At 49.6% G+C, this 25,076-nt stretch carries 29 protein-coding genes and 1 tRNA gene; 2 read left to right on the top strand and 28 right to left on the bottom strand.

What is annotated here, in order from left to right:
* The first annotated feature begins 2 nt into the window (after positions 1-2).
* Positions 3-242, top strand: coding sequence for a hypothetical protein (locus ACH5Y9_RS08060; protein WP_033156179.1), 240 nt, complete (start codon positions 3-5; stop codon positions 240-242).
* Positions 243-336: 94 nt separating this feature from the next.
* Here the strand turns inward: ACH5Y9_RS08060 and ACH5Y9_RS08055 are convergent, their stop codons facing one another.
* Positions 337-621, bottom strand: coding sequence for a hypothetical protein (locus ACH5Y9_RS08055; RefSeq protein WP_133120677.1), 285 nt, complete (start codon positions 619-621; stop codon positions 337-339).
* A gap of 230 nt (positions 622-851) precedes the next feature.
* Here ACH5Y9_RS08055 and ACH5Y9_RS08050 point away from each other — a divergent pair, with 230 nt between their 5' ends.
* Positions 852-1,172: a hypothetical protein gene (locus ACH5Y9_RS08050; protein WP_445369211.1), complete on the top strand. Its 321-nt coding sequence runs from the start codon at positions 852-854 to the stop codon at positions 1,170-1,172.
* Between the two features lie 193 nt (positions 1,173-1,365).
* On the opposite strand, the gene ACH5Y9_RS08045 is transcribed toward ACH5Y9_RS08050, so the two are convergent.
* The 27 genes from ACH5Y9_RS08045 to ACH5Y9_RS07915 all read right to left on the bottom strand — a co-directional run bounded on the left by ACH5Y9_RS08045 (position 1,366) and on the right by ACH5Y9_RS07915 (position 25,012).
* The gene (locus tag ACH5Y9_RS08045) at positions 1,366-2,499 is read right to left on the bottom strand and encodes a methyltransferase (protein ID WP_445369210.1); all 1,134 of its coding nucleotides are present in this window, start codon (positions 2,497-2,499) and stop codon (positions 1,366-1,368) included.
* 1 nt (position 2,500) lies between these two features.
* Entirely contained in the window at positions 2,501-3,130 is a 630-nt protein-coding gene (locus ACH5Y9_RS08040) for a TetR/AcrR family transcriptional regulator (protein WP_445369209.1), read from the bottom strand.
* Positions 3,131-3,243: 113 nt separating this feature from the next.
* On the bottom strand, positions 3,244-3,819 hold the full coding sequence (locus ACH5Y9_RS08035) for a hypothetical protein (protein WP_445369208.1): 576 nt from the start codon (positions 3,817-3,819) through the stop codon (positions 3,244-3,246).
* A gap of 211 nt (positions 3,820-4,030) precedes the next feature.
* Positions 4,031-4,795 (bottom strand): hypothetical protein, encoded by a 765-nt coding sequence (locus tag ACH5Y9_RS08030; protein WP_445369207.1) that lies wholly within the window; start codon positions 4,793-4,795, stop codon positions 4,031-4,033.
* 12 nt (positions 4,796-4,807) lie between these two features.
* The gene (locus ACH5Y9_RS08025) at positions 4,808-5,965 is read right to left on the bottom strand and encodes an AAA family ATPase (RefSeq protein WP_445369206.1); all 1,158 of its coding nucleotides are present in this window, start codon (positions 5,963-5,965) and stop codon (positions 4,808-4,810) included.
* Entirely contained in the window at positions 5,962-7,302 is a 1,341-nt protein-coding gene (locus tag ACH5Y9_RS08020) for a DUF262 domain-containing protein (protein WP_445369205.1), read from the bottom strand. The genes ACH5Y9_RS08025 and ACH5Y9_RS08020 overlap by 4 nt, the downstream gene beginning before the upstream one ends.
* Before the next feature lie 397 nt (positions 7,303-7,699).
* On the bottom strand, positions 7,700-8,569 hold the full coding sequence (locus tag ACH5Y9_RS08015) for an AraC family transcriptional regulator (RefSeq protein ID WP_445369204.1): 870 nt from the start codon (positions 8,567-8,569) through the stop codon (positions 7,700-7,702).
* 66 nt (positions 8,570-8,635) lie between these two features.
* The gene (locus tag ACH5Y9_RS08010; protein WP_445369203.1) at positions 8,636-9,676 is read right to left on the bottom strand and encodes an alpha/beta fold hydrolase; all 1,041 of its coding nucleotides are present in this window, start codon (positions 9,674-9,676) and stop codon (positions 8,636-8,638) included.
* A gap of 40 nt (positions 9,677-9,716) precedes the next feature.
* Positions 9,717-10,196 (bottom strand): flavodoxin domain-containing protein, encoded by a 480-nt coding sequence (locus tag ACH5Y9_RS08005; RefSeq protein ID WP_445369202.1) that lies wholly within the window; start codon positions 10,194-10,196, stop codon positions 9,717-9,719.
* Between the two features lie 407 nt (positions 10,197-10,603).
* On the bottom strand, positions 10,604-12,253 hold the full coding sequence (locus ACH5Y9_RS08000; protein WP_445369201.1) for a phage tail tape measure protein: 1,650 nt from the start codon (positions 12,251-12,253) through the stop codon (positions 10,604-10,606).
* Between the two features lie 17 nt (positions 12,254-12,270).
* Complete coding sequence (locus ACH5Y9_RS07995; protein WP_033158621.1) at positions 12,271-12,588, bottom strand: hypothetical protein; 318 nt, start codon at positions 12,586-12,588, stop codon at positions 12,271-12,273.
* Positions 12,589-12,801: 213 nt separating this feature from the next.
* Positions 12,802-13,299, bottom strand: a complete 498-nt coding sequence (locus ACH5Y9_RS07990; protein WP_033158626.1) for a hypothetical protein — start codon at positions 13,297-13,299, stop codon at positions 12,802-12,804.
* 62 nt (positions 13,300-13,361) lie between these two features.
* Entirely contained in the window at positions 13,362-14,708 is a 1,347-nt protein-coding gene (locus tag ACH5Y9_RS07985) for a phage major capsid protein (protein WP_033158627.1), read from the bottom strand.
* 26 nt (positions 14,709-14,734) lie between these two features.
* Complete coding sequence (locus ACH5Y9_RS07980) at positions 14,735-15,520, bottom strand: head maturation protease, ClpP-related (RefSeq protein WP_051670363.1); 786 nt, start codon at positions 15,518-15,520, stop codon at positions 14,735-14,737.
* Positions 15,521-16,263: 743 nt separating this feature from the next.
* The gene (locus ACH5Y9_RS07975) at positions 16,264-18,498 is read right to left on the bottom strand and encodes a bifunctional DNA primase/polymerase (RefSeq protein ID WP_101052417.1); all 2,235 of its coding nucleotides are present in this window, start codon (positions 18,496-18,498) and stop codon (positions 16,264-16,266) included.
* Positions 18,485-18,661, bottom strand: a complete 177-nt coding sequence (locus tag ACH5Y9_RS07970; protein WP_020485748.1) for a hypothetical protein — start codon at positions 18,659-18,661, stop codon at positions 18,485-18,487. Before ACH5Y9_RS07970 ends, ACH5Y9_RS07975 begins: the two co-directional genes overlap by 14 nt.
* Positions 18,662-18,743: 82 nt before the next feature.
* Positions 18,744-18,995: a hypothetical protein gene (locus ACH5Y9_RS07965; protein WP_033158629.1), complete on the bottom strand. Its 252-nt coding sequence runs from the start codon at positions 18,993-18,995 to the stop codon at positions 18,744-18,746.
* Positions 18,996-19,272: 277 nt separating this feature from the next.
* Complete coding sequence (locus ACH5Y9_RS07960) at positions 19,273-20,322, bottom strand: hypothetical protein (protein ID WP_033158630.1); 1,050 nt, start codon at positions 20,320-20,322, stop codon at positions 19,273-19,275.
* A gap of 112 nt (positions 20,323-20,434) precedes the next feature.
* On the bottom strand, positions 20,435-20,734 hold the full coding sequence (locus tag ACH5Y9_RS07955) for a HigA family addiction module antitoxin (RefSeq protein ID WP_033158631.1): 300 nt from the start codon (positions 20,732-20,734) through the stop codon (positions 20,435-20,437).
* Positions 20,731-21,045, bottom strand: coding sequence for an addiction module antidote protein (locus ACH5Y9_RS07950; RefSeq protein WP_033158632.1), 315 nt, complete (start codon positions 21,043-21,045; stop codon positions 20,731-20,733). Before ACH5Y9_RS07950 ends, ACH5Y9_RS07955 begins: the two co-directional genes overlap by 4 nt.
* Positions 21,038-21,367, bottom strand: coding sequence for a type II toxin-antitoxin system RelE/ParE family toxin (locus ACH5Y9_RS07945; RefSeq protein WP_033158633.1), 330 nt, complete (start codon positions 21,365-21,367; stop codon positions 21,038-21,040). The genes ACH5Y9_RS07950 and ACH5Y9_RS07945 overlap by 8 nt, the downstream gene beginning before the upstream one ends.
* Positions 21,368-21,411: 44 nt before the next feature.
* A complete protein-coding gene (locus ACH5Y9_RS07940) occupies positions 21,412-21,864 on the bottom strand; it encodes a hypothetical protein (RefSeq protein WP_033158634.1) in 453 nt (150 codons plus the stop codon).
* A 2-nt stretch (positions 21,865-21,866) separates the two neighbouring features.
* Positions 21,867-22,940 (bottom strand): tyrosine-type recombinase/integrase, encoded by a 1,074-nt coding sequence (locus tag ACH5Y9_RS07935; RefSeq protein WP_033158635.1) that lies wholly within the window; start codon positions 22,938-22,940, stop codon positions 21,867-21,869.
* Positions 22,940-23,482 carry a hypothetical protein gene (locus tag ACH5Y9_RS07930; RefSeq protein ID WP_084153417.1) on the bottom strand — a complete coding sequence of 181 codons (543 nt, stop codon included), beginning with the start codon at positions 23,480-23,482 and terminating at the stop codon, positions 22,940-22,942. Before ACH5Y9_RS07930 ends, ACH5Y9_RS07935 begins: the two co-directional genes overlap by 1 nt.
* A 1-nt stretch (position 23,483) precedes the next feature.
* The gene (locus ACH5Y9_RS07925; RefSeq protein WP_084153419.1) at positions 23,484-23,840 is read right to left on the bottom strand and encodes a hypothetical protein; all 357 of its coding nucleotides are present in this window, start codon (positions 23,838-23,840) and stop codon (positions 23,484-23,486) included.
* 145 nt (positions 23,841-23,985) lie between these two features.
* A tRNA-Met gene (locus tag ACH5Y9_RS07920) sits at positions 23,986-24,062 on the bottom strand.
* Positions 24,063-24,181: 119 nt separating this feature from the next.
* Complete coding sequence (locus ACH5Y9_RS07915) at positions 24,182-25,012, bottom strand: hypothetical protein (RefSeq protein WP_445369200.1); 831 nt, start codon at positions 25,010-25,012, stop codon at positions 24,182-24,184.
* Positions 25,013-25,076: the final 64 nt, after the last annotated feature.

Below are 25,076 nucleotides of genomic sequence, written 5' to 3'. Positions count from 1 at the left end.
ATATGAAAAAATTGGTTTCAATTCGCGCGCTAACCACTCGGCTAAATCGTAAGCTGGCCAAGGAGTCGAAGAAGTTATTGAAGTACAAGCCGAGGTTGCAGAACAACGATACGATTGTCGAATACGCCGTCGTGGATCTAAAGACGAACTCCATCATTAATTTTCATATGGCGAGCGAATTGCAAGAATTTGCCAGAGGCCTAGGCTGCTTAGCCAGCCTGGAAGAAGTTTCTTTCGAATAGCAGCCGTGTAGCGTTGCAGTTCCATAAAGCCGGGTAAGCCCGGCTTTTTTGTGCGCCTAAATCAAAGCTTATCAATATTCAGAGCATCGGCTTTTTAGGTTTTTCCGTTTAACTGGTTACTCAAAGCGCGTTCCGAAATATCGTTGTACAAATTGGCTAATTCAGCGATCAACTTTTGATATTCAGGGTGGTGCTTCAATAGCGGCATCATAGTGCTGGCCTCTGAAAGCATTTGTTCAAAATGCATGATTTCAATCTCGTTCAGCGTATCGCCCTCTTCCACTCTTTTTTTAACGGCCAACGCGCGCGGAATGGACTGTTCTTCCAATTGCTCCACAAAGGCAGTGATAATGCCGATTTCATCATCTGACGAATACATTTGTATTTCCTGTTTGTTGCGACGAAAAGCCATCGCTGCTGAATTATCGCCTTGTCTCCCGGAAGTCTCTAACCTTCTGCCTGTCTCGGAGCATAGCGTTTCCTTTGGTTTTTAGAAGCTCCCTTCCCTGAGTTTTTGGTATTTTGCGGAAAAAATCAGATGTAAATTTTGACTTTGAACATGGTAAAGCCGAATATTGAAACTACTCTTTAGCATTTTTGGATAAAAAGATGACGTTTCTTAAAAAAATATCTGCCCTAGCTCTTTTAGCTCTAACAACGAATACCGCCTGGTCCGAACCTGTTCACTTTTGCAAAGTGCAAAGAGTTTATGAAGACGATGTCAGCGTACAGCCAAAGATTGTCCATGAGGACTGCTCCGGCGTCGCCTTTCTTTGGTATGCCAAATTTTACGTCGAAGCATCCTGCTGGCCCGGCGCTATCGAATTATTGAAGGGTAAATGCGAACAAACTGAAGTCGATTCCAAAGACTATGCTCCCGAGCCAACGGCAACCGAAACCCAAGAAGAAAATCAGGAAAAAGGTTTTTAGGCAACAAGCCCTATCAAGCAGAAACGCTTGAACTGCGATTCAGGTTTTCCTTCCCTGCGTCGATTGCCTTCAGACTTGCCGGTAAGGTCCACGGCAACCATCCGCCGGACATGCTGTTGGCCGTCCGGCCGTGAAATGACCAAGCCTGCCGAAATTCATCCGTAGGCGAACTCACGCCATTCGAATTCCGGAATCAGGCCTTGCCGGTGCTGTGAACCGCCCGCAGCACCAATATTTTCCCGAACGTTCGCAAGCTCACCACCTCTTGAAGTACCAATCCACTGGCATCGAACAGTCGCCGCCATTCGGCCAGCGTTCGCTCCCGGCCGTGGGTGTTGACGAACATTTGCATGTCGAACGAGGCCGTGCCCGTGTCGGCCCGCTTGTCCGGCATCACCATCTCCATCACGGCGATGGTAGCGCGGCTATCTGCACTAGCTTGCGCGACATTGCGCAGCACGGTGACGCAGGTGTCGTCATCGAAGCCATGCAGCACCGCGCTCAGCAGGTAAATATCCTTGTCGCTGTGCGCCTTGGGCACGGCTTGCAGCAGGTCGCAGGCTTCGAAGCGCATGCGTTGCAGTGCAGCGCCCTCGCCTTTTTCCTGCCAGAACTGCGCCGCACCTCGTATAACCTGTTCGCGGTCGGCCACCAACGCCGTAAGCTGCGGATGAAGTTTGAGGATGGCAAGCGATTTTGCCCCCTTGGAGCCGCCGACGTCGATGATGCGCTCAAAGCGCGACCAGTCGAAGTCGGTAGCGAAACTGTCGCCGGCCACAGCTTCCACGCTATCCATCGCCTGCGCGAACAGCGCATCGAATTCCGGGTTTCCGTCCAGGTAATCGTAAAACGCCTGCCCGTACGCCGATTCGAACGGCACGCCACCGCTGCGCACGCCCTGTTCCAGTTGTTCAAACCACGGCCGGCTCATTTCCGGCGAGTTGTGCATCAGCACCATCGCCCGCACGCTGTCGGCATAATCCTGACGCAAACAAGACGAAAGCTTGTTGTTGCGGAAGCAACGCGGTGAGACTTCTTCGAACACGCCCATCGCCACCAACATAAGCAGCAAGCGGTAGAGGGCATCGGCGTCGGCGGCGACGCGCTCGGCCAGGGTTTCGATGCTCGCTTCATCATCAGCCAGCGCGCCGGCGATGTCCAGCCGCGCCGCGACATACAACGCCCGCGATTGCCAAAAGGCCGAACCGATCTGGATCAGGCGGAACGGCGGCGGCACGAGTTTGTTGGGCAGATTTTGCAGCCGGGCGCCGAACCTGGCGAGTTTGGCAAAACGGCGCACCGCGCCGGCATTTTTTTGCAATGTCATGTCACACTCCCGCTCCCGCTCCCGCTCCCGCTTGCGCCGCAGCCATGCCAGCCGCCAACAGCTTACCGTTGAATGCAGCGAGTTCGTCGAGGAAGGCTTCGTCCATCTGCCCGCCCATCTGTTCCTCGAAGATGTCTTTCAGCAGCATCGGCATCATCGCCAGACTGACGAAGGCCATGCGTGCCACGTCGGGATTGATCGCCTGATCGACCTGCCCGCTTGCCTTGAGTTGTTCCAGCCTCCGCACGCCGCCACTGCGGCCGCGTTCCAACAATTGCAGGATGAAGCGCCGACCCGGCCCGTGGTTGAGGGCAAGCACCTTGAGAATAAGCTTGGGAAACTCGGGATGCCGGCGCATGGTGTCGTAATACAGCCGCAGGTATTCGGTGAAACCGCCTACCTCGGACAGCGTATCGCTGTCGAGCATGTCCAAGAGGGGCTTGAGCGTCTCGCGGATCATTTCTTCGTAAAGGCCTTCCTTGTTGCCGAAGTAATAGCGGATCATCGAGATATTGACGCCCGCCTGGTCGGCAATGGCGCGGGTGGTGACCTTGTGGTATTCGTCGGCGAGGAAACAGTCCAGCGCCGCCTTGAGCAGACGCGCGTAAACCGGATCGGGAATATCGTTCATCGTAAAAACTCCTGCAAGCTATGATGGCGGCAGGTTAGCATCGGCGGTACAACCGCCCTAGCAGTTTTGCTAATCAAGATGCGGGGTTTGATTGAACGGCAAGCCGTCCGCAGTCAGCGTAACAAACGAACCCCGAGCAGCATACAGCCCACGGCAAAGGTGAAAATCCCAACAGTAGACACGTACACCGAAATCATAGGCCGCAGTGCATAAACCACGGCGCCGGCGAAGATCAATAATGCCGCCGGCTTGGGATAGATCGCCGAACGGTAGATAGCCAGGCAAAACAGCACGATGCCGATTAATATCGTCGCGGAAGCCGAGATTCTAAACGCCAACACCGCCGGATCGTTTTTGATGATGGCGTCGCGCAACAGAAAGGCGGTTTCGGGATAGCGGGCGATGACGGGGTAAAGAAACAGCGCCCAAGTGACCTTGCAAGCCTGCAGTAAATAAGCCGTCTCGACGAATAAAAAACCCACGGCGCCCTGTACGCCGGCCGTGTCGCGCATCCTGGCATAAACCGCATAAAACGCCACCAGCAAGGCTAACAAGCCAACGAAGGCGATCAGGGCTAAAGGCACCCAACCGGGGCTGCGCACCACCCCGGCATAGTCGAAACTTCCCGTCCCTAGCGGCAACACGATCGGGAACAAGACCGCATAGGCGCTGAACAATGACGATCCCACGATGATGGCGATGCCGCCGAGTTTTTAGAAAATGTGTATGTTTCTCTTTATGCTTCGATTGATTGTCCGCCACCGATTCCGAGAGGAATAGGGCAATTGGGTATAACGATTTTTGGAAATGGATAATTGTTGCAATCAGCACAAATCCGACATTCATTTTAATATTTTGATCGGATATAAATCGGTCCGTGATTGAAAGATAGATCAAACTTTATGCCATGCAGTTATTTGCCATTTCCTCCGAAATCTCATCCCTTTCAATTTGAAATCCATGATAAATATTTTTATCGGTGTGCGTTAATTTGAAGCGATAAAATTTTTTGCTCCCTTGATGATAAGCAATTCGGTCATTACGGTCTTCTACTGAGATCAACAAAAGTTCTTGAGCTTGCTTAGTGTCAAGTGGCATAGCTGCAACCTGTTCTCCTCTAGTAGAGTCAAAATAGGACTCTTTGCGATGTTTGTTTGAGGGTTCGTAGCTTGGTAATAGCTGCTTCAATGATGCCTGATGATAAGCATTTTTTACGGTGAATGGGGTATTTCCATTTTGTGATACGTTATATACTTTAGCTTCATTTAATAGATGTTTTCCAAAGCTAATCCAATGGGCGTCTTGAAGAAGTGAATTTCCACTAATATCACCTTCAACAAGCTCAGGGCAATGCGCTGAACTGACAGTCGTCTGAACTGGATTCTGTAAAACATCTTCTGCATTATTTCTTGTATATCGAAACCATAATGTCTTTACATCATGTTCCTCTTTTGGCAACTTGCTAATTGATGCCTCAAAAAACTCATGACAAATAAACTGTCTGCTTTCAATGCTGGAATCATAAAGTAATTTTATTCTTTCCTTTTTTATAGCAGGCTGTAAATATTTAAAACATTCCACCAAAGCGATCATTAAATCCAAAACGTCATTCGATGTATGACACTGCTCATTGACTGACAAAGGATTGATGTAAAAATTGTTCATACGCCACTTTGCCTAAAGTTTAGAAAGATCATCTTCAATTTGATCGAAAAATCCTTCGGGCCATCTATCTAAACGACCATTTTCTTGAATGCGAATTGGAATAACGGTTGCAGAATCACCGTCAATCGGTGGTTTGAAGAAATTAATATAAACTTCTTCTGGTTGGATAAAACCATATTTAACAGCCAGACGTATACCGTTGATAACGTGATCACTATGCGTTTCCAGAAAAATTTGCCTTCCTGTGGCCGCCATCACGGCAAGAAAGACGCCGATCCTTGATTGACTAAATGGATGCAAATGCGCTTCTGGATTTTCTACCAGCAACAAGCCGTTCCTTCGCAAAGCTAAAGCCGCAGTAATAATAGGTAATGTATAAGTTAAACCGAAGCCTATATGCGTTGCTCGAACAGATGTTTTTGTTTTTGGATTACGAATAAATCGCAGTGTTGCCGAGTCTGTTTGATCGTGTTCCTTAGCTTCAAATGTACTGCCAGGCAATATCCAGGATAGCATCAGATTACAGACCAAATCGAGCCGCCCTTCCGTATCAATTAATTCTCGCAAAAGGTCACGCCCGTCCAGTTTGTTTACAGCATCAGCGAGATTAGTTAGAAACATTTCATCACCGTCGTCAATCATTATGTCGTTTGACGCCCTATCCAAAATAGCTGCTGTATATTCACCATGCTTGCCAACCAAGCCACCTAAATGCAACTCATCGGGTGGCAAAAAGTAACTCACTCGAGGGCCAATTCGTTCAGCATTCAAATAAGCAAAGCTATTCTCACGATCATAAATTTCAATCGGCAATTGCTTTGAGTTATTTGCTCGTAATAAACGAATTGGGGTTTGAGACCCCCTATCTTCATCACTATGAAAAAATAATAAATCGGTATTTTCGCCATTATTTTGAAACTGAAGCTTGATTCGATACTCTGCGGCTGGATGTAAAACATCTAGGGCCGTGCCGGCCTCATAAAGCAAACCAGATAAATGCAAATTATCGACCTTACCATCTTTATCTGCGGACTGCCTTAACAACAACATGGCTTGTAATACGCTAGATTTACCTGATGCGTTAGGGCCAACTAAAACATTCAAAAGACCTGTTTCAATATCCACATCTTTTAAGCATTTATAACCATCTATTGAAATTCGCTCAATCATTGGCAGCTTTCCTTAAGTAATTTGTCAATTGCACCAAAGCGTGTAATAACTGCCCAAGAACTACTTGTTCCCGAACTAATTGATCTTGAAAAACTATTATCCCAAGAAGAAATTAATTCTATGAAGCCGTCAATGATCCGATCTTTGTTTAATATCAATTGATCTTGAGTATAATTGCGAACACTCACTGTCCACACTTCAAATAACGCCTTGTTTAAAGGCGAACGCCGTCCATTTCGCTGTGTAAATTTTCGAAACGCATAACGACCAAATACAGCCCTTACCTTCTTCAAGGATTCAACAAAATCACGCTCAATCTTTTTTAATTCAGAATCTGATAACCCATTAAATTTATCCATTGCATGCAATAAAAATTTATCTAATTCGTTAAAGTTTTTATAGGCATCAACGCCCAAGCTCATAAAGGCCAGCGAACGCAAAATCAGCTCACGATCACTCATGCGAACACTCTCAACAACACCATCTGTTGCCGATCGAAAATCATTGCCTACCGCCAAACGTTGAAGTAATTTTGTTGATTTACCTTGGCTTAACGCATGCCGAATTTCTTGGGGTGTTAATTGCATTCCTCCGGTATTCACCCTGGAGAAAATAGTATATTTGGCTTGTACAGGGGTGCCGGGCATTAAGTTATAAAATAACAGGGGAGTGTCATCTTCTATTAAAATTCTATACTGAGGGGGTAACTCTTCAAATTTTAGTCCTTCGAGCTCAGTTAAAAACTGAAGTCCTATTAGGGCAAAATCCTGTTTTCGACAATATTTATACATTGTCGTTAAGCGCTGTAGCCCATCAACGACATTCCAGGAAACTTGATCAGTCGCATCAATATAAAATGCTGGCAATGGGATTCTAATCAAAATTGATTCAACCAATCTACTTTGCTTTGTAACATCCCAAACAAATGCCCTTTGAAAATCAGGATTTAATATTATTTCATTTTTTTCAATTTTACGTAGAGCTTGGAATATACTGAGGTACTTAGTCTCCATTTTTAGTTTTGCAACATCATAAGGGTGCTTAGGTTTGTCTGCACTGCTAGTATCTTCTGCTTCTACATCCAACTCATTACCTTGAATATCTAACCAAGATGCTCCTTGTTCAGTCAAACTTAGTCTGTTATTTAGATTTTCAATCCAAATTTTTTCTTTAACATAATCCAAAACTAGATCAAAGTATTCATCTGATTCCAACTTGTGTTCGACTAAACTCTTTAATTCCTCATAGTTCAGCGACGTGTGATTACGAAGGGCACGCATAAGAATGGCGGCTTCTCCATCTACAACAACTGTATTTAATTTAGATTCGTCGGTCATAGTCTATAAAGTTTTAGAAAAAGCATCGTCCGTCATATTGAGCTACATTTTATACACCAAAGGCTATAGGGCGATAGGAAGCAGTAAAACAAAATGCACCACATCTCGCGATGAGGTGCGAGGGCGACCGTAACTCACCTCAATCTACACCTGCTTTTGGCTGGATATTTGCCAGTTTTCGTCTGACACATTTTAGGCGGTTTTGGACCTACAACTACAGAACTATCCAGCCAAGTTCACACCGGCTCCAAGACCATAAGGCGCAATCGTAGGGCTTCAATAGGCGTTGCCGCATTGCGCCGCATGTTGGTCATTAACGTTTCGGCGCACTACTCTAAAGCTAATGCGCCCTGCGCGGCTGAGTTTTACCATGGATCAACTATTCGACCGCTTTCGTTTACACCAAAGGCAGATATACATCCGTAATCTGTTCGTGTTCGGGCGTTTCAGGCACCCGTTTGATGTAATGAAAAAACAGTGGAAATTCCCGCAATTCCTCTCCGCTTTCCGGCAGCCACTCCCGGTAAAGGTAATAAACACTGTCGCTAATCCGGTCGGTCGAACCGATATGGCGCACCACGGCGCAACGTCCTCCCGGAATCAATTTGTTAATCACCCCTTGCGAGTTTTCCGGCACGGGTTGCTTGACCTCGCCGCATACATCGAATCGGAATGATTCAGCGGGCGTGACAGCCGGGTCGTCATACGCGATACCAAACGTCCGACTGCTGGCGATCGGCGACAAGCCGCTCTGCTTGCGCCAGTCTATGAAGCCTCTGACTGACTCCATTACCAGGTTGGGCGACCCTCGGTGCTCCAATGCTGCGATCATGGTTTCTGAAAAATCGACGATGTTGACGTTCATCTGCGGACTCCTTATGCGTTGGGGTAATAGCATGCGCTCGTTCCAAGGCTGCCATGCTGGGTGCTTTCGAAATTGAGTAGGCGTTTGTCCGAAGCATTTTTTGAATGCGCGGGAAAACGATTCCGCATTTAAGAAACCGGCCTCCAAGCCAATATCGGTAATGCTGCGCTGCTCCTGAAACACTAGTTGGTAAGAAGCCTTACGCAAACGCAATAACTGGATGTAGCGCGTCGTGCTCAGCCCGGTGTAAGCGGAGAATTGCCGTTGAAAGTGAAATCGGGAAAAATTGGCCTGTTTGCTCAGTTCATTGACCGACACCGGCTCGAACAGATGCTTGTCTATGTAATCGAAAATCCTATCGAAGCGCATGGCATAGGCCGCGCTGGCCGTTTTATCGTCCACTTTCATACCTCCTCAATCGAGCGCTACTGTAACAAGCGCCGAATCATCTCGCCTGACTCAACGTGCTCAATTGACCAGAGGCATATCTAAAACAAATTCACGCACTGCGGCGACGAATGCATCGGCTTGGTCCTGCATGATGAAATGGCCGCTATGACTGACGGTAATATGCCGAGAATGGCCGGACAAATGGGCCAGATCGTCTTGCTCGGCCATTTTAATCTTGGCGAGCACCTTTTCCGTTTCAACATCTTTGCCCGCCCTCTTTGCTTCGCGCTCGACTATAGCCAAATCCACCAGATTGCCGGCGGTTAGCACCAATAACGGGAGATTGCCTAAGCTGCGTGGTGGCGGTGTCGTCGGATCAAGTCCTTGGCGCATGACGGCGATTTCATTGACCACCGCATCAGCGGTATCGGTGCGATTTTGTATCGCGGTTTTCGCGGCCAGGATTTCAGCCGGTAGCGGAGATGGCCTGCGGTCGGCATCGGCGATGCCCAGTAGCCTGACGATACCGAGCCGCGACAACGGTTCGGCAATTGCGATTTGCAGGGCTTGATTCCGATAATCCCAAGCGGCATAAGGATAATCGTGCATGGGGCCTTGTTCGTGCGTCGAATCGACCAAGACGATACCCTGTGTCTGTTCGGGAAACCGCTGATAGAAAGCACGCACGTAGATTCCGCCCCGCGAATGGCCAACCAGTACAAACGGCGGGGCAATGCCGGCGTTGTGCAATAAGGCCTGCAGGTTTTCAGCCACTTCTTCCGGCTGGATAGCAGCGGCTATGGGATCGCTCCAGCCCAAGCCTGGGCGGTCGTAGGCGCAAACGCGCATGGTCTGGGCAAGCTTGGCGTGAACCGGATACCAGCTCAACACGTTTTCGCCAAGGCCCGCTTCGAGAACCAACGTTGGCGAACCGGAGCCCATGCAATACAGATGAAGATTCGCGCCGTTCACCGCAATCATCTGCCCGGGCGGCGGGAATGCGGCCAGGTCGGCTGAGGTTCTTTTGGCTTGATAAACGGTGCCCGTGAGCGCGGCGAGACTGCCGATGGTCAAACTGAAGAGCAAGTAACGCATACGCCGCAATAAAACGAATGTCATGTCAGCCAACGAGATAATGGATTGTGAACAATGGAACCACCTACATATGACAGATACGTTTTGCGAATGCATTCACGCTCTCCCAATCGGTAAACTCAATCACGAGATTGGGATTGGTAGGCCCGTTAGTCATCCACATAATGCAACGGATGATATGTCTATCTAAGAAACGACAACTTGGATAGTCAATTTTTCCGGCAAAGACCGCCAACTCACAAGGCTGCCAAGCGGATTTTTTCAGAAACCTCCTGATATAAGGATTAGTTTCAGGTCGATTTTTATCAGGCATTCGCGCCGTCAGATTGACCGAAAAAAACGCGCTGGGTTTGTTGATCAGGATCGCTAAATTTCGGCGCACCCATTCGTATTGTGCCTTTTGCCGATGCAACAAATTCGGCCGAATGACCTGTGCCGGTGATTCGTTGACACGGCCTGCATTGGCATAAAAAGACAGACGCGGCTCGGATTTCACTGCGTATTGAACCCCTCCGCACATGCAGCCGCCTTTAAATTCGCTCATGCAGTCTCTCGATGTTAGGCGTGGGGAAAAGTAAATGGCGCTGATTTGTATTCCATAAATTCGCTTACTATCCGCTTACCAGAAACAAAAAAGGCCTAGGTCGTTAAACCTAAGCCTTCGATTTGTCTGGTAGCGGGGGCAGGATTTGAACCTACGACCTTCGGGTTATGAGCGCCAACCAATAACAGGCGAACACATCGGGACACGCTGAAACGTCCTATGGATCAAGAGGATAACAGAAATTGCCCGAAGGTCAAGCGTGTTTCGATGCGTTTGGTTTGTGTCTGAATGTGCCCTAATATGTGCCCTGCCTTGCGCCCTCGGGCAAAAAAACCGATGGTCTATAGTGCCAAAAAAAGCCGCCTGCATTACTGCCAGGCGGCTTTTGATCCGGCGAACCGATCAAGTTACGGCATGCCTAGATACATAGCATGGGTAAACCCATAGCCCACATCCACATTCGACCGAACCGGCCCACGGGTTTTACTCGGAGCCACTCGCATCGTTGCGGGTGAATTGTCGAACCGGACATTGACGTCAACCCCGCCTTTCACCGATCCAACAATATTTTTTTGGTAGCCCGGTGCCCGCATGCCTTCGCCGCTGGGTAATTGAACCCCCGAGAAATCAGGCAACAACGAGGCAACCGATTTACCCAAGAACATGGGCACGCTGCCAACCAGTTTTAACAGTGGATCGTTCGAAACCCAGTTACCGATATATTTGAACATATCGATTAGCGGCTGGAAAAAATCCTTGATCCTGCTGAATCCTTCCTTAAGCCGGTTGACGATGCTATCCCAGTTATCAATGATCAACGGTGCCGCGACGATGGCCGCTTGTGCCAGCAACATCAGTGGGTTTAACTTCATGGCCGCCGTTATTGCGCCGATACCGCCAGCCAAACCCCAGGCCGCAACTTTCAAGCCGACAAAGGCGCCGGCCATCTTCGCCGCTGTCATCACCGCCGGCCCATTTTGATCAATAAAGCCGGTGAGATTTTCCGATATACGGTTGACGGAGTCGGCAGCCGCTTTAAGTTCCGGCGCGTACTGGCTGCCGAATTTCGCCATGAAATTTGACCAGGTGCCGCCGGCTGTCTCCACCTTGTTAGTGAGCGTGCCGGCGGAGTTGGCGATTTTGTCCAGCAGACTGCCTTGGTTGGCCATCGCCTGCACTTGCCGGTTATAGCTTTCCAGGGTGATCAGCGCGGCTTTGCTGGCGTGCTCCTTGCCGAACAGGTTTTCCAATTTCGTAAAGCGTAGCTTGCTCGGTAGGTGGTTTATTTTGTCCAGGTCGGCAATCAGCTTTGGAATGCCGGAGAATTTATTCAGCTTGGTGGCCTGGTTGATAATCTCACGAATGCCGGTACCGGCCTCTTCACCTGAAATACCCGTGCTGGTAAAGACCGAGACCAACGGCAGCATTTGGTTTGCCGCCTTTAGGCCTTCTTCACCAGCGACTTTCAACGGGCCAGAGACACGGGACATAGCATTTTGCAATTCATCCAGCTTGGTGCCGTTGAACAACACCCTTTGGATAGAATCGGCAAACGGCACCATATCACTGTCGGCAATGTTAAACGCCCGGCTGAGCTTACCCATTGATTCCGCCGCACTGTCATAAGTCACATAGATGTCTTTGCCAACGACGCCAAGGTATGCAGTGGCCCTCAATACGCCATTGGCAATAGAGTCCGCATTCACGCCAAAGGCTTTTAGTGTTGACGACATCGCGTTAAAGTCGGCTGTTGTTCCGGGTAACTGAGTTCCCAGCTTTATCGCTTCCTCGCTGATTTTCTGGAATACCGCCGGGATATTCCCGTTCTTATCCATCAAGGTGTTTTGCAGGTAGACTGCGGAATTCTCTAAATCCATAAACGCTTTGGCTGGTACCGCCATCGACGCGACAAAACCGGCGCCAAGCATCGGCGCACCATTGCCGACAGTTCTTAATTGTCTATGCAATATGTTTAGGTTTTTGGTGATTTGCTTCAAGCCTGGCGACATACGGTCAACCATACTTATCACGGCTTTTAAATCGAAGTCTTTTGACATGATAATTCTCCTGTCAGCTACTGGACGGAATACAAGCGGCCGTTCCGTTCGTGTTGGGTTTTAAACCAAGGTGGCGCGTCGCTCGTTGCCGACCGGCAGAACGCTTTGCCTTGATCTTTAAATAACTCGACCGCCCAAAGTTTTACTTCGGGATGAGCGGCTTCAAGTTTCTGCTTAATTTCAGCTAACTGTTTTAGCTTTGGCACGGTTACGCTTTTCACAACATTCTTTTCAAAGGATGTGTCCAGATAGATGCCTTGGCCTTCTTGCTTAAGCTCGCAGCGTGTCAAAAAATGCCCTTCGGCGGTGGTAATGGAAAATCCCATTTTTTTCATAACATAATCCTCGGTTAACGCTTAACCATTGGCTAAGCGTGGCTGACATGCCCGCCCTTGCGCGTGATTTAATGTCTTTAGCATTTGTCTGCTCAGCCAATAGTCGCCATAGGTAAAGAATCCGGCTCGCTGCCAGGGTGGCCTGTCAATAACGCCAAAGTGAATTAGCTCGCTTTTGATATGATCGCCAGCGAGTTTGTTGGACTGGCGCATTTAGCTAAAAATCGCTTGGATGCGGCCGTCAATATCGGCAATACATGAAAGCAATCGTTTGTCATCGACAACCAGGGGCAAGGCGCGCAATTCTTCATATATGCCGTTGAGCAGGCCCGTTTTATTGGGCGTTAACGGACCGGCAGACTGTACCCGTTCATGCAGATTATTGACGGCCTGCTGAATGATTAACGGTTTCAACTGCTGTAGTTTTTGTTCCTCGGCTTGAATAGCTGACAACAATTTGCGCCGTCTGCCTTCGATCTCCGTGGCCAGCTCGCTATATTTGCGCTGGGCTTGCGCTAGCTTAAGCGTCGAGTCGGCAACCTCTTTCTCGGCTTGTGCAAGCTGATCGGTTGGCAAATCGCGCAACGCTTTGGATAAACTCTGGATTTTTTCAGCACAAGCCTGTCTGTCGTCCGAGCGTTCTTGCAAATCGTTCTGAAACAGCTCATCGATAATTCGCGATTTTTTCAGGATACTTTCTAAGAATTTCATACTAGCTCTCCATCCATTAATGGCCGGGCTACGACCTAAGCCATAACCCGGTTGCGAGTTGATTACGCTGGGGTTAAATCACCGCCGCGAATTGCCCCTGTTTGCTCGATAGCAAGCGCCAGGCGGCGCTCGGCTTTCACAGTAAGCAAGCCCTTGGTGAAGTTGTCGCCATCGCTATCTGACACTTCAATCCCTACATCCTGCCGATCAAAGATCGACGCAGCGGCTAAGGCATCGAGAACCGCGAAGGTATCGATTGTCACCGAGCTTGTCTCGACGACCGGCACGCCGAACAAAATCTGCTGGAAGCCATTGGCGATATCACTTGAACTGACAGCCGCCGGCGTGGAGGACAACAGATCTAAATCAAACGCTAACCAGTCCGCCGGATTAAGCAATATGGCGCCCGGCGTATAGCCCGCTGAGCGCAAATCTGCTATCACCTTGCGGATTAAGCGATGCTTTGGCAACGGCGTGCCGACCTGTGCGGCGGTGTAGCCGTGCGCGCTGAAATTCCCGGTTTGCAGCAACCCGCTCATATTCGGCGCCACACCGTTACCGTTCACAATTTGTGCATCAACACGGCGTTGAACGCCGTACATCAGGCGGGCGTTGATGTACGCGGCCATGAGGGCGTTATCCGCCGCCAGTTGTTTGCTGACCTTCATAAAGTGCGTGACGATCGATACGGGTTGTTGAACCAGGGTGACAGTTAAGCTGGATTCACTCGAAGATCCCCCTTCCGCGGTCTCTGCAGCAGCATTGGTAAACACGTTCTCACGGCTGTATTCAATCAACGGCGAATCGGTCGGAAAATGCTGGAATAAATCCTCAACGCGCAGCGGCGAAAAGGCCCCCGGCACGATACCGGGGCGACGGTCGACGCCGCCAATATTACCGCTACCGGTTAACGTATTATTCTGAATATCGAATTTCGCCCGCGCCCGGCCCCCGCGCATCATCTCGTTGAAGGCCGCGTTGTTAACGATTTGACCACCCCAACCTTTAGAAAGCCCGCTAAAACTGCCGCCATCGCCACCAGCGACCGCTTTTTGTTGCAGTAACAAAACTGTGTCAGCCAATTCGCGCTGTTTCAATTGAACTGCTTCCAATGCGTTGCTGGTTTCGGTAGAGACCCGATTAGACTCCTGAAGCTCTCTCTGGGCTTTCATTTGGAAGTCGGCCAGTGATTTTTCCACGCCGTCCAGCAGTTTCATAACCGCGTCGGAGCTGCCAACCGTGCCCGCCATCAGCAGGCCAGTGAATAACTGACTGTGATCCAGTGCGGCCAGTCCGGACAGTCCGGACAGTCCGGCGGCGACCTCATGAGGTGCGGCGCCAACATTGAAAGCCAGGACCAGCAGCCCAAAGGAAGCCATGCAAAGGCCGATAAATTTAAAAGTCTTCATAAATATAATTCCTGTAAAAAATGTGTTTAGTTGAGGATCGATTTGGGTATTTTTAAATTTTCCAATCGTTCCATAATTTCGTCGTCGGCGTTGTCGACTGCGGGCCGATTGACCACGTTTTTCAATCTGCTCACAAAGGCGGTTGCTTCACGCTTAGTGAAATGCAAGTCTCGAAGCAGTCGCTCAAAGTCTCGCTCGTTCTCCACTTCATCGAAGTCCGGCTCACTCATGGGCGACATCTTGAAGCGGTGGTCAAAGGGCCGGGATTTGGCTGCCAAGCCAACACGACCTATAACCTCATCGCAAAACCCTAACGCCTTGGCTTCCGCCGCTGACATCCAGGTCTCTTTGCTCATCATGTCGACAATCGCTTGGCGGTCTAAGCCGGTACGCCGCACATAGATGTCGGCGGCGCTGCTTTGGATCTTATCCATCAGGTCCGCCATATCGCGCAGCTCTGCCGCATCGCCATAAGCCCCGCCTTGGGCGTTGTGGATCATCAGGAAAGCATCTTCCGGCATGCTGATCCGGTCAGCGGCCATCAGTATGATCGAGGCCGCGCTGGCCGCCAGGCCGTCGACATGTCCCAATATTTTGGCCGGATGGTTTTTCAGCGCGTTATAAATCGCCAAGCCATCCAACAGGCTGCCGCCAGGTGAATGAATGTTAAGCTCTAGCGTGGTAACGTTACCCAGCGCCCGTAATTCGGCAATGAATTCTGCCGCCGTAATGCCACCAAGCCCAATCTCGTTAAAGATGCTGATTTTGGCGATAGCTGCCGTTAGGTTTTTAATTTGATACCAGTTTTTCATTGGTTGTCTCGCACAAAAGACGACAGAAAGCCGTCGATTAAAATCGTGGTTTAAACAATACGATTGACATGTGCTGTTGCTGCATCTCGCAGCAGAAGGTTTGTCTGATCGCGGCCAGCATCTCACTGGTTCGCTAGCCTTACCGGAATCACTCCGGTAGAGGTTGATGCCAATCTAACACGCAGGATTGCCGATAACAGAAAGATATAGGCAAAATATGCACGATTATCTTTCCTTAATAATATCAATAACATAATGGGCTTTTTCTATTCAAAAAATCCTAAATAAAAATTTAGCTGGCTAACGGGTCACGGGTAACGAACCTCATGACTTTTCACCCCCCCCCATTGCTATACCCCCATCCCAAAACTCGCGCGCCTGCAAGAAACTAATTGCTATCGGTCTAGCCTGGGGTTGCGTTTGACTTTCCACCCGCCCCCTTGGACAGCAGCCCAAGATAACGGGACGGATCACCCGTATTTTTTCAACAAGGGGACGGCTACAAGCCGCGTCGTGCGTGGCTTTGGCGGCAATCCGTCCCCTTGTCCCCTGGTTTTTTTGATACTGCTTTCTTTCGTGTGTTTGCATAAGTGTCCTGTTATTACCGTTACTCTCTATATCTCTAACATGTGTGAAAAATAAGGGGACAAGGGGACACATGGCCCCTCAGCCCACGGATAGCAAGGTCTTAGCGCGTCCCGTTATCTGTCCCGTTGACAATAATAAATAGGGGCACATGGTGACTAATCTCTTCGTGCGTCATACTCATCCAGCCACTTGATGGCCGACTGCTGCCGCCACTCCTCAACATCCCGCACCGCAAATAAGGCAACCTTCTCGCGTTTGCCGGTCGAGCGCTTACACATCATCGGCAAACACCCCAACTCAGCCATCACCACCCCGATAGATTTGGCGCTGTATTTATCGCGCATGGCTTTGGCCACATCGATAGACCGCACACAATCAACGTTGAACGGATAATCGCCCGCAGCAATCATGTCCTCAATCTGGTGTTTGAGCGGTGACTTGCTTGTGCCGATCAGCTCTGATTTGAACCGGGTCAATGGTGCTGGTTGCTTGGGATTGAAGTCGCTAAGGTCTCGATCCAGCAACCAACGGACCACCAGACCATTGCCACCACCATCAAGCCAGACTCCTAATTGATCGTAATAGTCTTTTGGCATTGGTTTCGCGTCAGTCCACACCGCAAAGTATCGCCTATCGTTTTCAGATATATGCAGAGCATCTTTGTAGTTGCTCATAAAGATGGCCTGAACGATGTTTGGTGTTTCGTAAAAACCACGACCAAACAACCGAACCCTCAACATTTCGGGCGGCGATGCCAGCATGGGCTTTAATTTGTTTTCAAGGTTCAACCCCTCGAAAATCTGAATTTCTTGAAAAATAACCAACTTGGAATGGTGTAAATAATCGGTGAATGTCTCTTTCAATTCCCCCGCCGGCGGCTCACAGATATTGGCTTCCCCAAGCCCGTACCGCAGCGGGTTTAACAACATATCCTTACCCACTCCCATGTTCCCAGCGATTAAAATCGCATGATTAATCTTGGTCGACGGACGCTGCAACGTGCAAGCCATCCAATCTAGCAAATGATTCTGTTCCTCCCGATTCGGATACAGATAATTTAGGTGCTCAAGCCACAGCTCCACGTCCTCCCGCGTAGCCTCATCAGGTAAACTGACGCCAGGATCGCGCCAAATATTCCAAAGCACCGCACCGTCACGATGAACCGGGTTATCCGTTTCGCCAGGCAGATAAATCAGACCGTCAACCTTGATAGTGGCTGGATTTTTTAGAAAAACAGCCGATGGTTTGTGATCAGGAAAGACATGCAGAAACGCACCGTCGAAACCGTCTCGACTCAACTCGTTGCGCGTCACGGTATCGAATATCCGATTGTGATTTTTCAGAAATACAAAGCGCTGAAATTGCTCAGTATTGCCTGGCGGGGCCGCATTGGGTTTACGCTTTGATTTATTTGCCTGCGCTGGTTTTGATGTTTCTGTCTGAGTGGCTTCAGTCGCATAAACCGACAAAGGCGGCTCAGGTGGTCGAGATACTTCCGGCGGCGAATAACCGTTGCCTTTGGCAATACCAAACAAGGTAGCCAGGTTTACCCCGCCACCCGGCTTGAATGAATTCCAAACTCGCCGCTGATCAGCCAGGTTGAACTTGTCCGACTGCTGCGACCACTCACCCCACAACCCAAAAGCCTGATCACCTGCCCCGGTTGAGTGTAACGCCATGCCTATGGTGCGCCATTGGTCTCTGTCGTCAAAGTCTGGAATAAACCCCAGTGCCGCGCGGATTTTCTTAACTTCAACCGCCGCTAAAGGATTTGCGACCGCTGGTTCAGATTGCGGCAGGATCGCCCGCTTTTTAGCGCGTAACTTTGCTAGAAGGTTACTTGGCATATCCGGCAAAGATGCACCTTCCAAAGGCGAATCACCATCCCAATAATATTTGCCACCCGTCACATGATTGGATGGTTCGACAACAATAAACCCACCATCCCCGCGAAGATCGATCCCCGGGTAAAAGTTGGTTGTCGACACACACTCTTGACCGGCATATTTGAAACAAATATGACTACCACCTGAACCGGTCACCTGTACCACATCATCCGGGATTGGGCCGAGTTCACGCTTCATCTGCTCCAGCGCATCATCGCCACCATGGCGAGGATCAACATCGAGTACAAAAAAACCAGAGGCCGCGCCGGTTCGAATACCGATATTCGCCTTAGGCCATTTTTTAAACCAGGCATTTAATGTCTTTGTATCCGTAGCGGCATCAAGCAGCCCTTTCTGCAATAGCGGATGTTTGCCAGCAGACCGGCAATCAGTTTTGCCGCAGCTGCATATACCCCGCTCGGTAATCCAGTGCAACGGCAACACTGGCCAGCCCAGCGCCGCATACTTCAATGCGTACTCAAATCGGGATTCAATTGCTGGCATTGAGCGCCTTCTTGTAATGCTCGGTAACGAATGCCACCCGGTTACCCCGCAAGCACGTCACGCAATAGCCCTCACGCATTAAGCGCTTTTTGCAGGTGCCGCCGCATAGCCGGCATTGCCACATAGGTTCCTGCTTTTTGTAACAGTTTTTAAACTTCGTCATCAAAATCACCCATTCTCATTTGCCATCGGTCCGACTCGACCGCAATCCGCGCGGCCACGTTGATAAGTCGTCTGAAAGAGAATTAGGCTTTTTGACTAGCAAACCACTTCGTAAATAATCGCTCGTTGATGTAAAACTTTCTGGCCGACAAAATCACCGCGCCGGACTTTGACAATCCATTGCGCGCGCGATTACGCATGAACCAAGTCAATTGACCGGGTGTGAACTTGTCAGCGTACTTTTCCTGGAATTTTTCAAGAATAATAATCTCCCCTAGAGAAACATCATTCAAACCGGCGCAAGCGCCGGCAAAGTTGCCTTGTTGTTTTTCCATAGTTATTCCTCATTAATATTCATGGTGTTGAAATTTGAAAGCGACTCAAAGCGCCTGGACATATTGTCGCGCAGATCAAAGAATACAAAGGCAGTCAAGGAGTTTCAGGGTCCAAGCGAGGGAAAATCAAATGGTTTTGATTTGTTTGCATCAATGCCGCCTCTAGCGTGTGAAGTTCTGCCGCGTTTCGCAGCATTACGGACATTATGCGAATGGTTTGGAGCGATGTAAGAAAGATAATATGTCTGTTTTTACATATTATCTTTCCCCTTATTTATCAGATATTTGCTGGAGATTTTGCGGTATTTATTGCCTTATTTTTGCGTTTATCTTCCTTTTTCTGCTTGCGTTCATGTTCTTCAGCAGTTGTATCTATATCTTTCCGCCAATCCGAATCGACATATCTCTTAAATTCAACCACTGGAAAAGGAGGATTGAACAACCTATCGAAGTCAACCCGGCGGAGAGTTTTGATTTTCTCCGGCAACAGCCCATCATCAACCATACGGCTAAGCAACCCGAGAAACCCCCTGGCAAAAAATGCAGGGTTAAACTCCTTTCGTTTTGAAGCCTTCAGCGCATCCCGATAAGGCGAGTTACGACCAAAATCTTCAGCAACTTGTTGCCCATAGGCAAGCATCAAGCTTTCAAATGTCGGCATAGGAAAATCCGTGCCATAAAAAGCCCCAATATCACCACTAAATTTCTGGAATTTTTGCGCCAAGACACCGTCGGATGCGTCATAAGCGACCCAATCTGCCCACTGTCGAATAGGCTCAGGCAGCGAGTTTGATTGAATATCGACCGCGCGTTGTAGCAATGCAGCATAAATCGAGGATTGAGGGCCACTAATCCAATGAACGCCACCAATTTCAGCCAAACCATTGACTAACCCAACAATTTCCTCCGTTTTTTGTTTGATTTGCCCCCTGATCTCATCAGCTTTTTTACTCCGTGAACAGCCCTTTGCTAGGGGTGATAAGCCTAATTCACACGCACTTTTTTCTTTTCCGATTCCCCAAATCATCCAAGCTCTATGTAAACAGAAACAAAAAATCATCATGTGTTCGTCACTTTCTAAAAGCTCACAAATCTTTCGCAACGACTCGACACAGTGATTTTTTGAGGCAATAAACTGACTGATTATTTCAAGGTGGCCACCTTCGTGCGCAGCATAAACAGTGAATGTACGAATGATATCGTGAGCTTTTTTGAAATCCTGAAAATGAGGATTTTCGAAACCAAGAAACGGATACCGAAACAAATACCCCGCCCTAGGCGGCAAATTTTGGCTAGCGACCCATCTATCGATCTCGCGCTCAGTCATACTAACTATGACCACATCAACACCTCTCTAGTGTGATTCTCAAAAAAGATACCAAGCCAGGCGGGTGAGAAATCCGCTTTTCGCCCCGTCGGGCTAGGCTTGGTAAAACAGGTTAAGCCGCCTCTGGTCGAGCTGCCGGCGTGACATTGGGGCGTGGTTTCTGGCGGGCCTGCCATAGGTCATACTCGGCCTGCATACGCACCCAGGTTTCGGCAGCAGGGCCACTGGTCCAGGCTTCCAATCGAATCGCCATTTCCGCACTGATCGCAGCCTTGCCGTTAATGACCCGCGACAATGCCACGCGCGACACGCCCAATTGCGCGGCCGCCTCGGTAACGCCTATACCCAGCTCGGGCAAAATGTCCTCTTTCAAAATACTGCCTGGATGGGGCGGGTTAAATTGGGCGGTCATGCTGCCACCTGCCGATGTACCGACAGTTTCAGCCCGACCGCCTTAGTAACAGCCAGCAGGGTTTTGATGGTGGGGTTGCCTTTGGGGGACAAGGCCCGGTATAAGCTTTCGCGTTTAATACCGGCGCGCTCGGCAACTTCCGCCATACCTTGCGCTTCCGCAATCTGGCGTAGTGCTGCCAATAACGCTTCGCGGCCGCCGGGCTGGTCCACCTCTTCTAACGCTGCCGCTAGATATTCATTGGCAAAATCAGGATCTTCGCGTAATAGCTCGATAACCGTTTGGTCGTGTGGTTTTGATGCTTCACTCATGGTCTGTTCTCTGCTTCCAGTCTTTCCAATAGGCAACGGCTTTGTCGATGTCGCCCTGCTGTTTGCGCTTGTCGCCACCGACCAGTAACAGCAGCAGCTTGGCACCGGCCTGCGCGTAATACACGCGATAGCCGGGACCGTAATCAATGCGCAGTTCCCATACGCCATCTTGTATGGGCTTGCAGTCGCCAAGATTACCGGCGGCCATGCGTTGCACCCTGGTTAATACCCGGGCTTTCGCTTGTCTATCCGCCAAGGTTGACAGCCAATCCTTGAAGGGTAGGCGCCCATCGGCGGCCTGGTAGTCTTCAACATGATACATTGTGAATTATAAGTTACAAACAGGCAACCGCAAGGAATTTACCGTTATGCGCTGGCTTCGCTGCTAGACAACTCCGCCGCAATGCTTTGCATGTAAACATCGAGAATATCGGCAATGTCTTGTAAATCCGACACGATCGCTTGGAATATCACCGACGTTAGAGGCCGGGTTTCAAATTCACCATCCATGGCCCACAACACAGCGTTGGAGCGCTGCACTAAGCGTGTTACCTGATCGGCCATCGTTGCTTCAGCACCCTTTTCGGCGGCGGCGCGCTGATAAAAGTGGCCAACAACCTCATCGATCATAGACAAATCATCGATCACGCTGGCCAGTAACGTGGAACAGATTTTATGGCCTGATATTTCGGGGGCCAACAGACTGGATATCGCCTTGGATCGCTCCACGATAAGCCCAATGGCTTCGACACTTGCCGATTCAATATCGGCAGCATTTGAGGCGAACCTGTGTGAAAAAAGTGGTTTATTGGTTTTCATAATTAGCTCCCTTGCCGAATGGCGGCAGTCATAACACGCTCGACTAACTTCGATTTGTGCTCGGTGGATAGATGCGCGTAGCGTTTGGTGGTTTGAGTGGATTTGTGGCCTAACACTTCGCCGACTTCGTATAACGAAGCGCCGGCCATCGCCAGTAAACTGGCTGCACTGTGGCGTAAATCGTGGAACCGGAAGTTTTCTATTCCCGCTTCTCGCAACGCCTTATCCCAATGTTTTTTGAACTCGAACGGTCGTTCGGGCTTGTTCTCGCTGGCAAAGAGTAAGCCGGCACCCACCCGGCGCTGCGGGCGTAGATGATCCACTACAAAATCCGGCAACGGACACCAGCGGGGTTCGCCGTTTTTGCTGGTTGCCAACCTCGCCAGATTGTTCTCGAAGTCGATGTCACTCCAGCGGAGGTTAAGCAGCTCGGCTTTACGCATGCCGGAGGTCAGCGCCATCAACACCAACAAATGCAGCTTATCCCAGTCTGATTTTTGACACGCAGCCAGCAGCCGTACCCGTTCGCCTTCATCCAGGAATCGATTAATCTGGTTGTTCACCTTGCGAGCGGCCACCCGGGCGACCGGGTTGGCAACAACATAGCCCTCGAAAATCGCATATCTGAAAATCGCCGACAGCACGGTGCGATAACGATTGACGGTGGACGGCGAGCGGTCGCGATTAATTGCTTTGGTCTTGCCGGCGCCATCGCCACGCAGCACCTTGCCAGCCTCAAAAGCTTTTAGCCTTTGGCGAATCATATCTGCGCTGATGTCGACCAACTTATAATCGCCCAGGCAGGTTTGCCAATACTGGGCCCGCCTGGCTTGGTTGACTGCGTCTTTGCCTTGCCATTGCCGCATGTATTCGTCGACCAGATCAGCAAACCGCAAACCAGCACCGCGCGAGCCCAAGGCCTCCATCATTTCATGGTCTGACTCGATGCGCTTTACCCAGGTTTGCGCATCGCCTTTGCGGGTGAAGGTTTTGGATTTTATTGCAATGCCGCGCTGGGTGATGATCGCTTTATAGACGACACCTGACTGGCGTTCAATTTTTCGGATGGTGGCCATTAGGCGGGCCTCTCGTCGCTGAAAGCTGCCGAAAATTGCGGCAAAGCGTAGTCTCTCAGGTCGAGTGATAACGCAAGCTGCCGCAATGTTTCCGGATCAGAGTCTACCGGTAACGATTCAAGCAATCGCTCATATACGTCTCGGCCCCGTGACAGGGAATAAAGTATGCCTTTTCGTGGATCGTCATCACCCTCGCCAACATAAAAACAGCGCAGATCTTGAAGGCAATACCCTGTCAGGCCAAAAACGTTGCCAAAGCGCCGCGCCTCACCCTCTGTGGGAAAGCCGGGAGAGGCCAACAAATGATTGTCAGGATGATGAACAGTCCAAAGTCGAATGACTGGGTGGTCGTAGGCGCCGCATGTCGTGCACTGCACGCTGCCGCCGTCGGGAAAATACGGATAAACCTCAGCAGGCAAGAAAAACCCTTCAGGATCACCGCATGAAGGACAATGCGCAAACCGGTCAAATAGAAAATAATCTGAAATGACACAAGTAACGACCGGACCCGCGTTGTGTTGACTTTTAGGAATAGTGGTCATGTCATTCCACCCCGCGGCCAGTTAACGGCTCCACGGCCTGTGGAAACCTATCGAAGACCAAGTGGCTGCTTTCCGAATAATTGCAGCCAACATCCTCAGCCAAACAATTGATGGTGTTCTGTGCATCAACGGCAATTGAGTGTATTGCCTGGAGCGCATTACGTAAAAGGCGTGGGTTGGTATGAAATTTTGTACTTTCAGACGCGCAAATAAGCAAGTCTGAAATTAATTCGATTAAATCAAACGCTTCTTGCGAAGTTTGATCGATTTGAGTGATTGTTTGTTTGAACGTTTGGACATCAGCACCAGGTTCTGGTCGTGATGTTGATGGGGTTTGTTTTGAATTTATTGCGGACATAAAAAAAGCCCTCGATGTAACACAGGTTCTCTGGAACCTTTTTGAAAAAATCCACATGTGCCCTAAACGGTGCCCTGTGGCGTTTTTTTCAACGTGTTAAACCGATGGCTTTATGATTCTTATCCTTAAGAATCAATCAGTTATCTGGTAGCGGGGGCAGGATTTGAACCTACGACCTTCGGGTTATGAGCCCGACGAGCTACCAAGCTGCTCCACCCCGCGATTGATTTGACTTATTATACAGACCTTAAATTATTTAGCAAGCAATAAACATGCTATTTGTTAAATAATGTCACCAGATAAGTTCCTTATCTGCTTGCCGTTGCTTTTAAAGCGGATGATTAAGGTTGGCCGGCAGGCAAATCCGCTGTATTCAGATCGGTATTTAAACAGGTGGGATGGCCGAAACCTCCTGCACTAATTCCGGTACCACCGTTCGGATTGGCGGCAATGTCGAAAATGATATTATCAGGACGCTGTGGATCGCCACTCACTCCCCCGACGCCGACGATGTGGTCAAGCCCCAGATTATGTCTGACTCTCCAAGCGATATTATGATCGGCACAAGAGGTGTCGCCGCTTAAACCGACGCCACCGACCAGCGTTTTTCCGACTGAGTACAAGCCCAGGCCACCACCGAATACATTAACACCACCAATTTTCGACCCTACCATAGGATCTTGAGGAGTACCGTTTAAGCCTGGGTTTCCGCCGTAAGCAGCGCCCGTTTCAACGGGATTGCTCTCTTGAAGTCCGAACAAACTACCACCAGGTTGCACGGCTGAATATAAATTCGCTGTCGATAACGCCAAACCATTAGGTTTGCCGGAACCCGCGGAATCTGAGGAAGAATCAAGACTTAGCGAATTGGCGGTATTGGCTTTTTGCGCCGAGATAACGCGACTGGCCGGCCACTGTGCACCCCGATTGGTGCCGGAAAACGCTACGGCACAAACCACGCCGTCACGGTTGACTAAAGTGGCCCACATATGCAAATTAAGCCCGCTTTCCTCCGCGCTCACTGCATCGTCAAGTGCTGCTTTCAATGTGGCGTGATTGGGTAAGCCCCTACAGGCCTGCCCCACCCCTTTATTGTTATCTTTATCGGCGATTGCCGCGCCAGCGCTGGTCAGCATCACAAGTGAAGCAGCGAATAACAATCTTGTATTCATAAAAAGTCCTCCTAATTGTTTGTATAGTTATTAGGTTTGAAGCTTAATATTTGCGGCAATCGCT

It is taken from the genome of Methylomonas sp. BW4-1, assembly GCF_052474385.1.
This window is presented reverse-complemented; position numbering and strand designations above follow the sequence as displayed.

Coding starts and splice junctions, on each gene's coding strand:
- ACH5Y9_RS07955 (WP_033158631.1), bottom strand. CDS start 20,734: ATGACCGCCCAATTTAACCCGCCCCATCCAGGCAGTATTTTGAAAGAG.
- ACH5Y9_RS07990 (WP_033158626.1), bottom strand. CDS start 13,299: ATGAAATTCTTAGAAAGTATCCTGAAAAAATCGCGAATTATCGATGAG.
- ACH5Y9_RS07945 (WP_033158633.1), bottom strand. CDS start 21,367: ATGTATCATGTTGAAGACTACCAGGCCGCCGATGGGCGCCTACCCTTC.
- ACH5Y9_RS08005 (WP_445369202.1), bottom strand. CDS start 10,196: ATGAGCGAATTTAAAGGCGGCTGCATGTGCGGAGGGGTTCAATACGCA.
- ACH5Y9_RS07930 (WP_084153417.1), bottom strand. CDS start 23,482: ATGACCACTATTCCTAAAAGTCAACACAACGCGGGTCCGGTCGTTACT.
- ACH5Y9_RS07960 (WP_033158630.1), bottom strand. CDS start 20,322: ATGACTGAGCGCGAGATCGATAGATGGGTCGCTAGCCAAAATTTGCCG.
- ACH5Y9_RS07970 (WP_020485748.1), bottom strand. CDS start 18,661: ATGACGAAGTTTAAAAACTGTTACAAAAAGCAGGAACCTATGTGGCAA.
- ACH5Y9_RS08030 (WP_445369207.1), bottom strand. CDS start 4,795: ATGAACAATTTTTACATCAATCCTTTGTCAGTCAATGAGCAGTGTCAT.
- ACH5Y9_RS08040 (WP_445369209.1), bottom strand. CDS start 3,130: ATGAACGATATTCCCGATCCGGTTTACGCGCGTCTGCTCAAGGCGGCG.
- ACH5Y9_RS08045 (WP_445369210.1), bottom strand. CDS start 2,499: ATGACATTGCAAAAAAATGCCGGCGCGGTGCGCCGTTTTGCCAAACTC.
- ACH5Y9_RS08025 (WP_445369206.1), bottom strand. CDS start 5,965: ATGATTGAGCGAATTTCAATAGATGGTTATAAATGCTTAAAAGATGTG.
- ACH5Y9_RS07915 (WP_445369200.1), bottom strand. CDS start 25,012: ATGAATACAAGATTGTTATTCGCTGCTTCACTTGTGATGCTGACCAGC.
- ACH5Y9_RS07985 (WP_033158627.1), bottom strand. CDS start 14,708: ATGAAGACTTTTAAATTTATCGGCCTTTGCATGGCTTCCTTTGGGCTG.
- ACH5Y9_RS07995 (WP_033158621.1), bottom strand. CDS start 12,588: ATGAAAAAAATGGGATTTTCCATTACCACCGCCGAAGGGCATTTTTTG.
- ACH5Y9_RS08055 (WP_133120677.1), bottom strand. CDS start 621: ATGTATTCGTCAGATGATGAAATCGGCATTATCACTGCCTTTGTGGAG.
- ACH5Y9_RS08050 (WP_445369211.1), top strand. CDS start 852: ATGACGTTTCTTAAAAAAATATCTGCCCTAGCTCTTTTAGCTCTAACA.
- ACH5Y9_RS07940 (WP_033158634.1), bottom strand. CDS start 21,864: ATGAAAACCAATAAACCACTTTTTTCACACAGGTTCGCCTCAAATGCT.
- ACH5Y9_RS08060 (WP_033156179.1), top strand. CDS start 3: ATGAAAAAATTGGTTTCAATTCGCGCGCTAACCACTCGGCTAAATCGT.
- ACH5Y9_RS07925 (WP_084153419.1), bottom strand. CDS start 23,840: ATGTCCGCAATAAATTCAAAACAAACCCCATCAACATCACGACCAGAA.
- ACH5Y9_RS07975 (WP_101052417.1), bottom strand. CDS start 18,498: ATGCCAGCAATTGAATCCCGATTTGAGTACGCATTGAAGTATGCGGCG.
- ACH5Y9_RS07950 (WP_033158632.1), bottom strand. CDS start 21,045: ATGAGTGAAGCATCAAAACCACACGACCAAACGGTTATCGAGCTATTA.
- ACH5Y9_RS08000 (WP_445369201.1), bottom strand. CDS start 12,253: ATGTCAAAAGACTTCGATTTAAAAGCCGTGATAAGTATGGTTGACCGT.
- ACH5Y9_RS07980 (WP_051670363.1), bottom strand. CDS start 15,520: ATGAAAAACTGGTATCAAATTAAAAACCTAACGGCAGCTATCGCCAAA.
- ACH5Y9_RS07935 (WP_033158635.1), bottom strand. CDS start 22,940: ATGGCCACCATCCGAAAAATTGAACGCCAGTCAGGTGTCGTCTATAAA.
- ACH5Y9_RS07965 (WP_033158629.1), bottom strand. CDS start 18,995: ATGGAAAAACAACAAGGCAACTTTGCCGGCGCTTGCGCCGGTTTGAAT.
- ACH5Y9_RS08020 (WP_445369205.1), bottom strand. CDS start 7,302: ATGACCGACGAATCTAAATTAAATACAGTTGTTGTAGATGGAGAAGCC.
- ACH5Y9_RS08010 (WP_445369203.1), bottom strand. CDS start 9,676: ATGACATTCGTTTTATTGCGGCGTATGCGTTACTTGCTCTTCAGTTTG.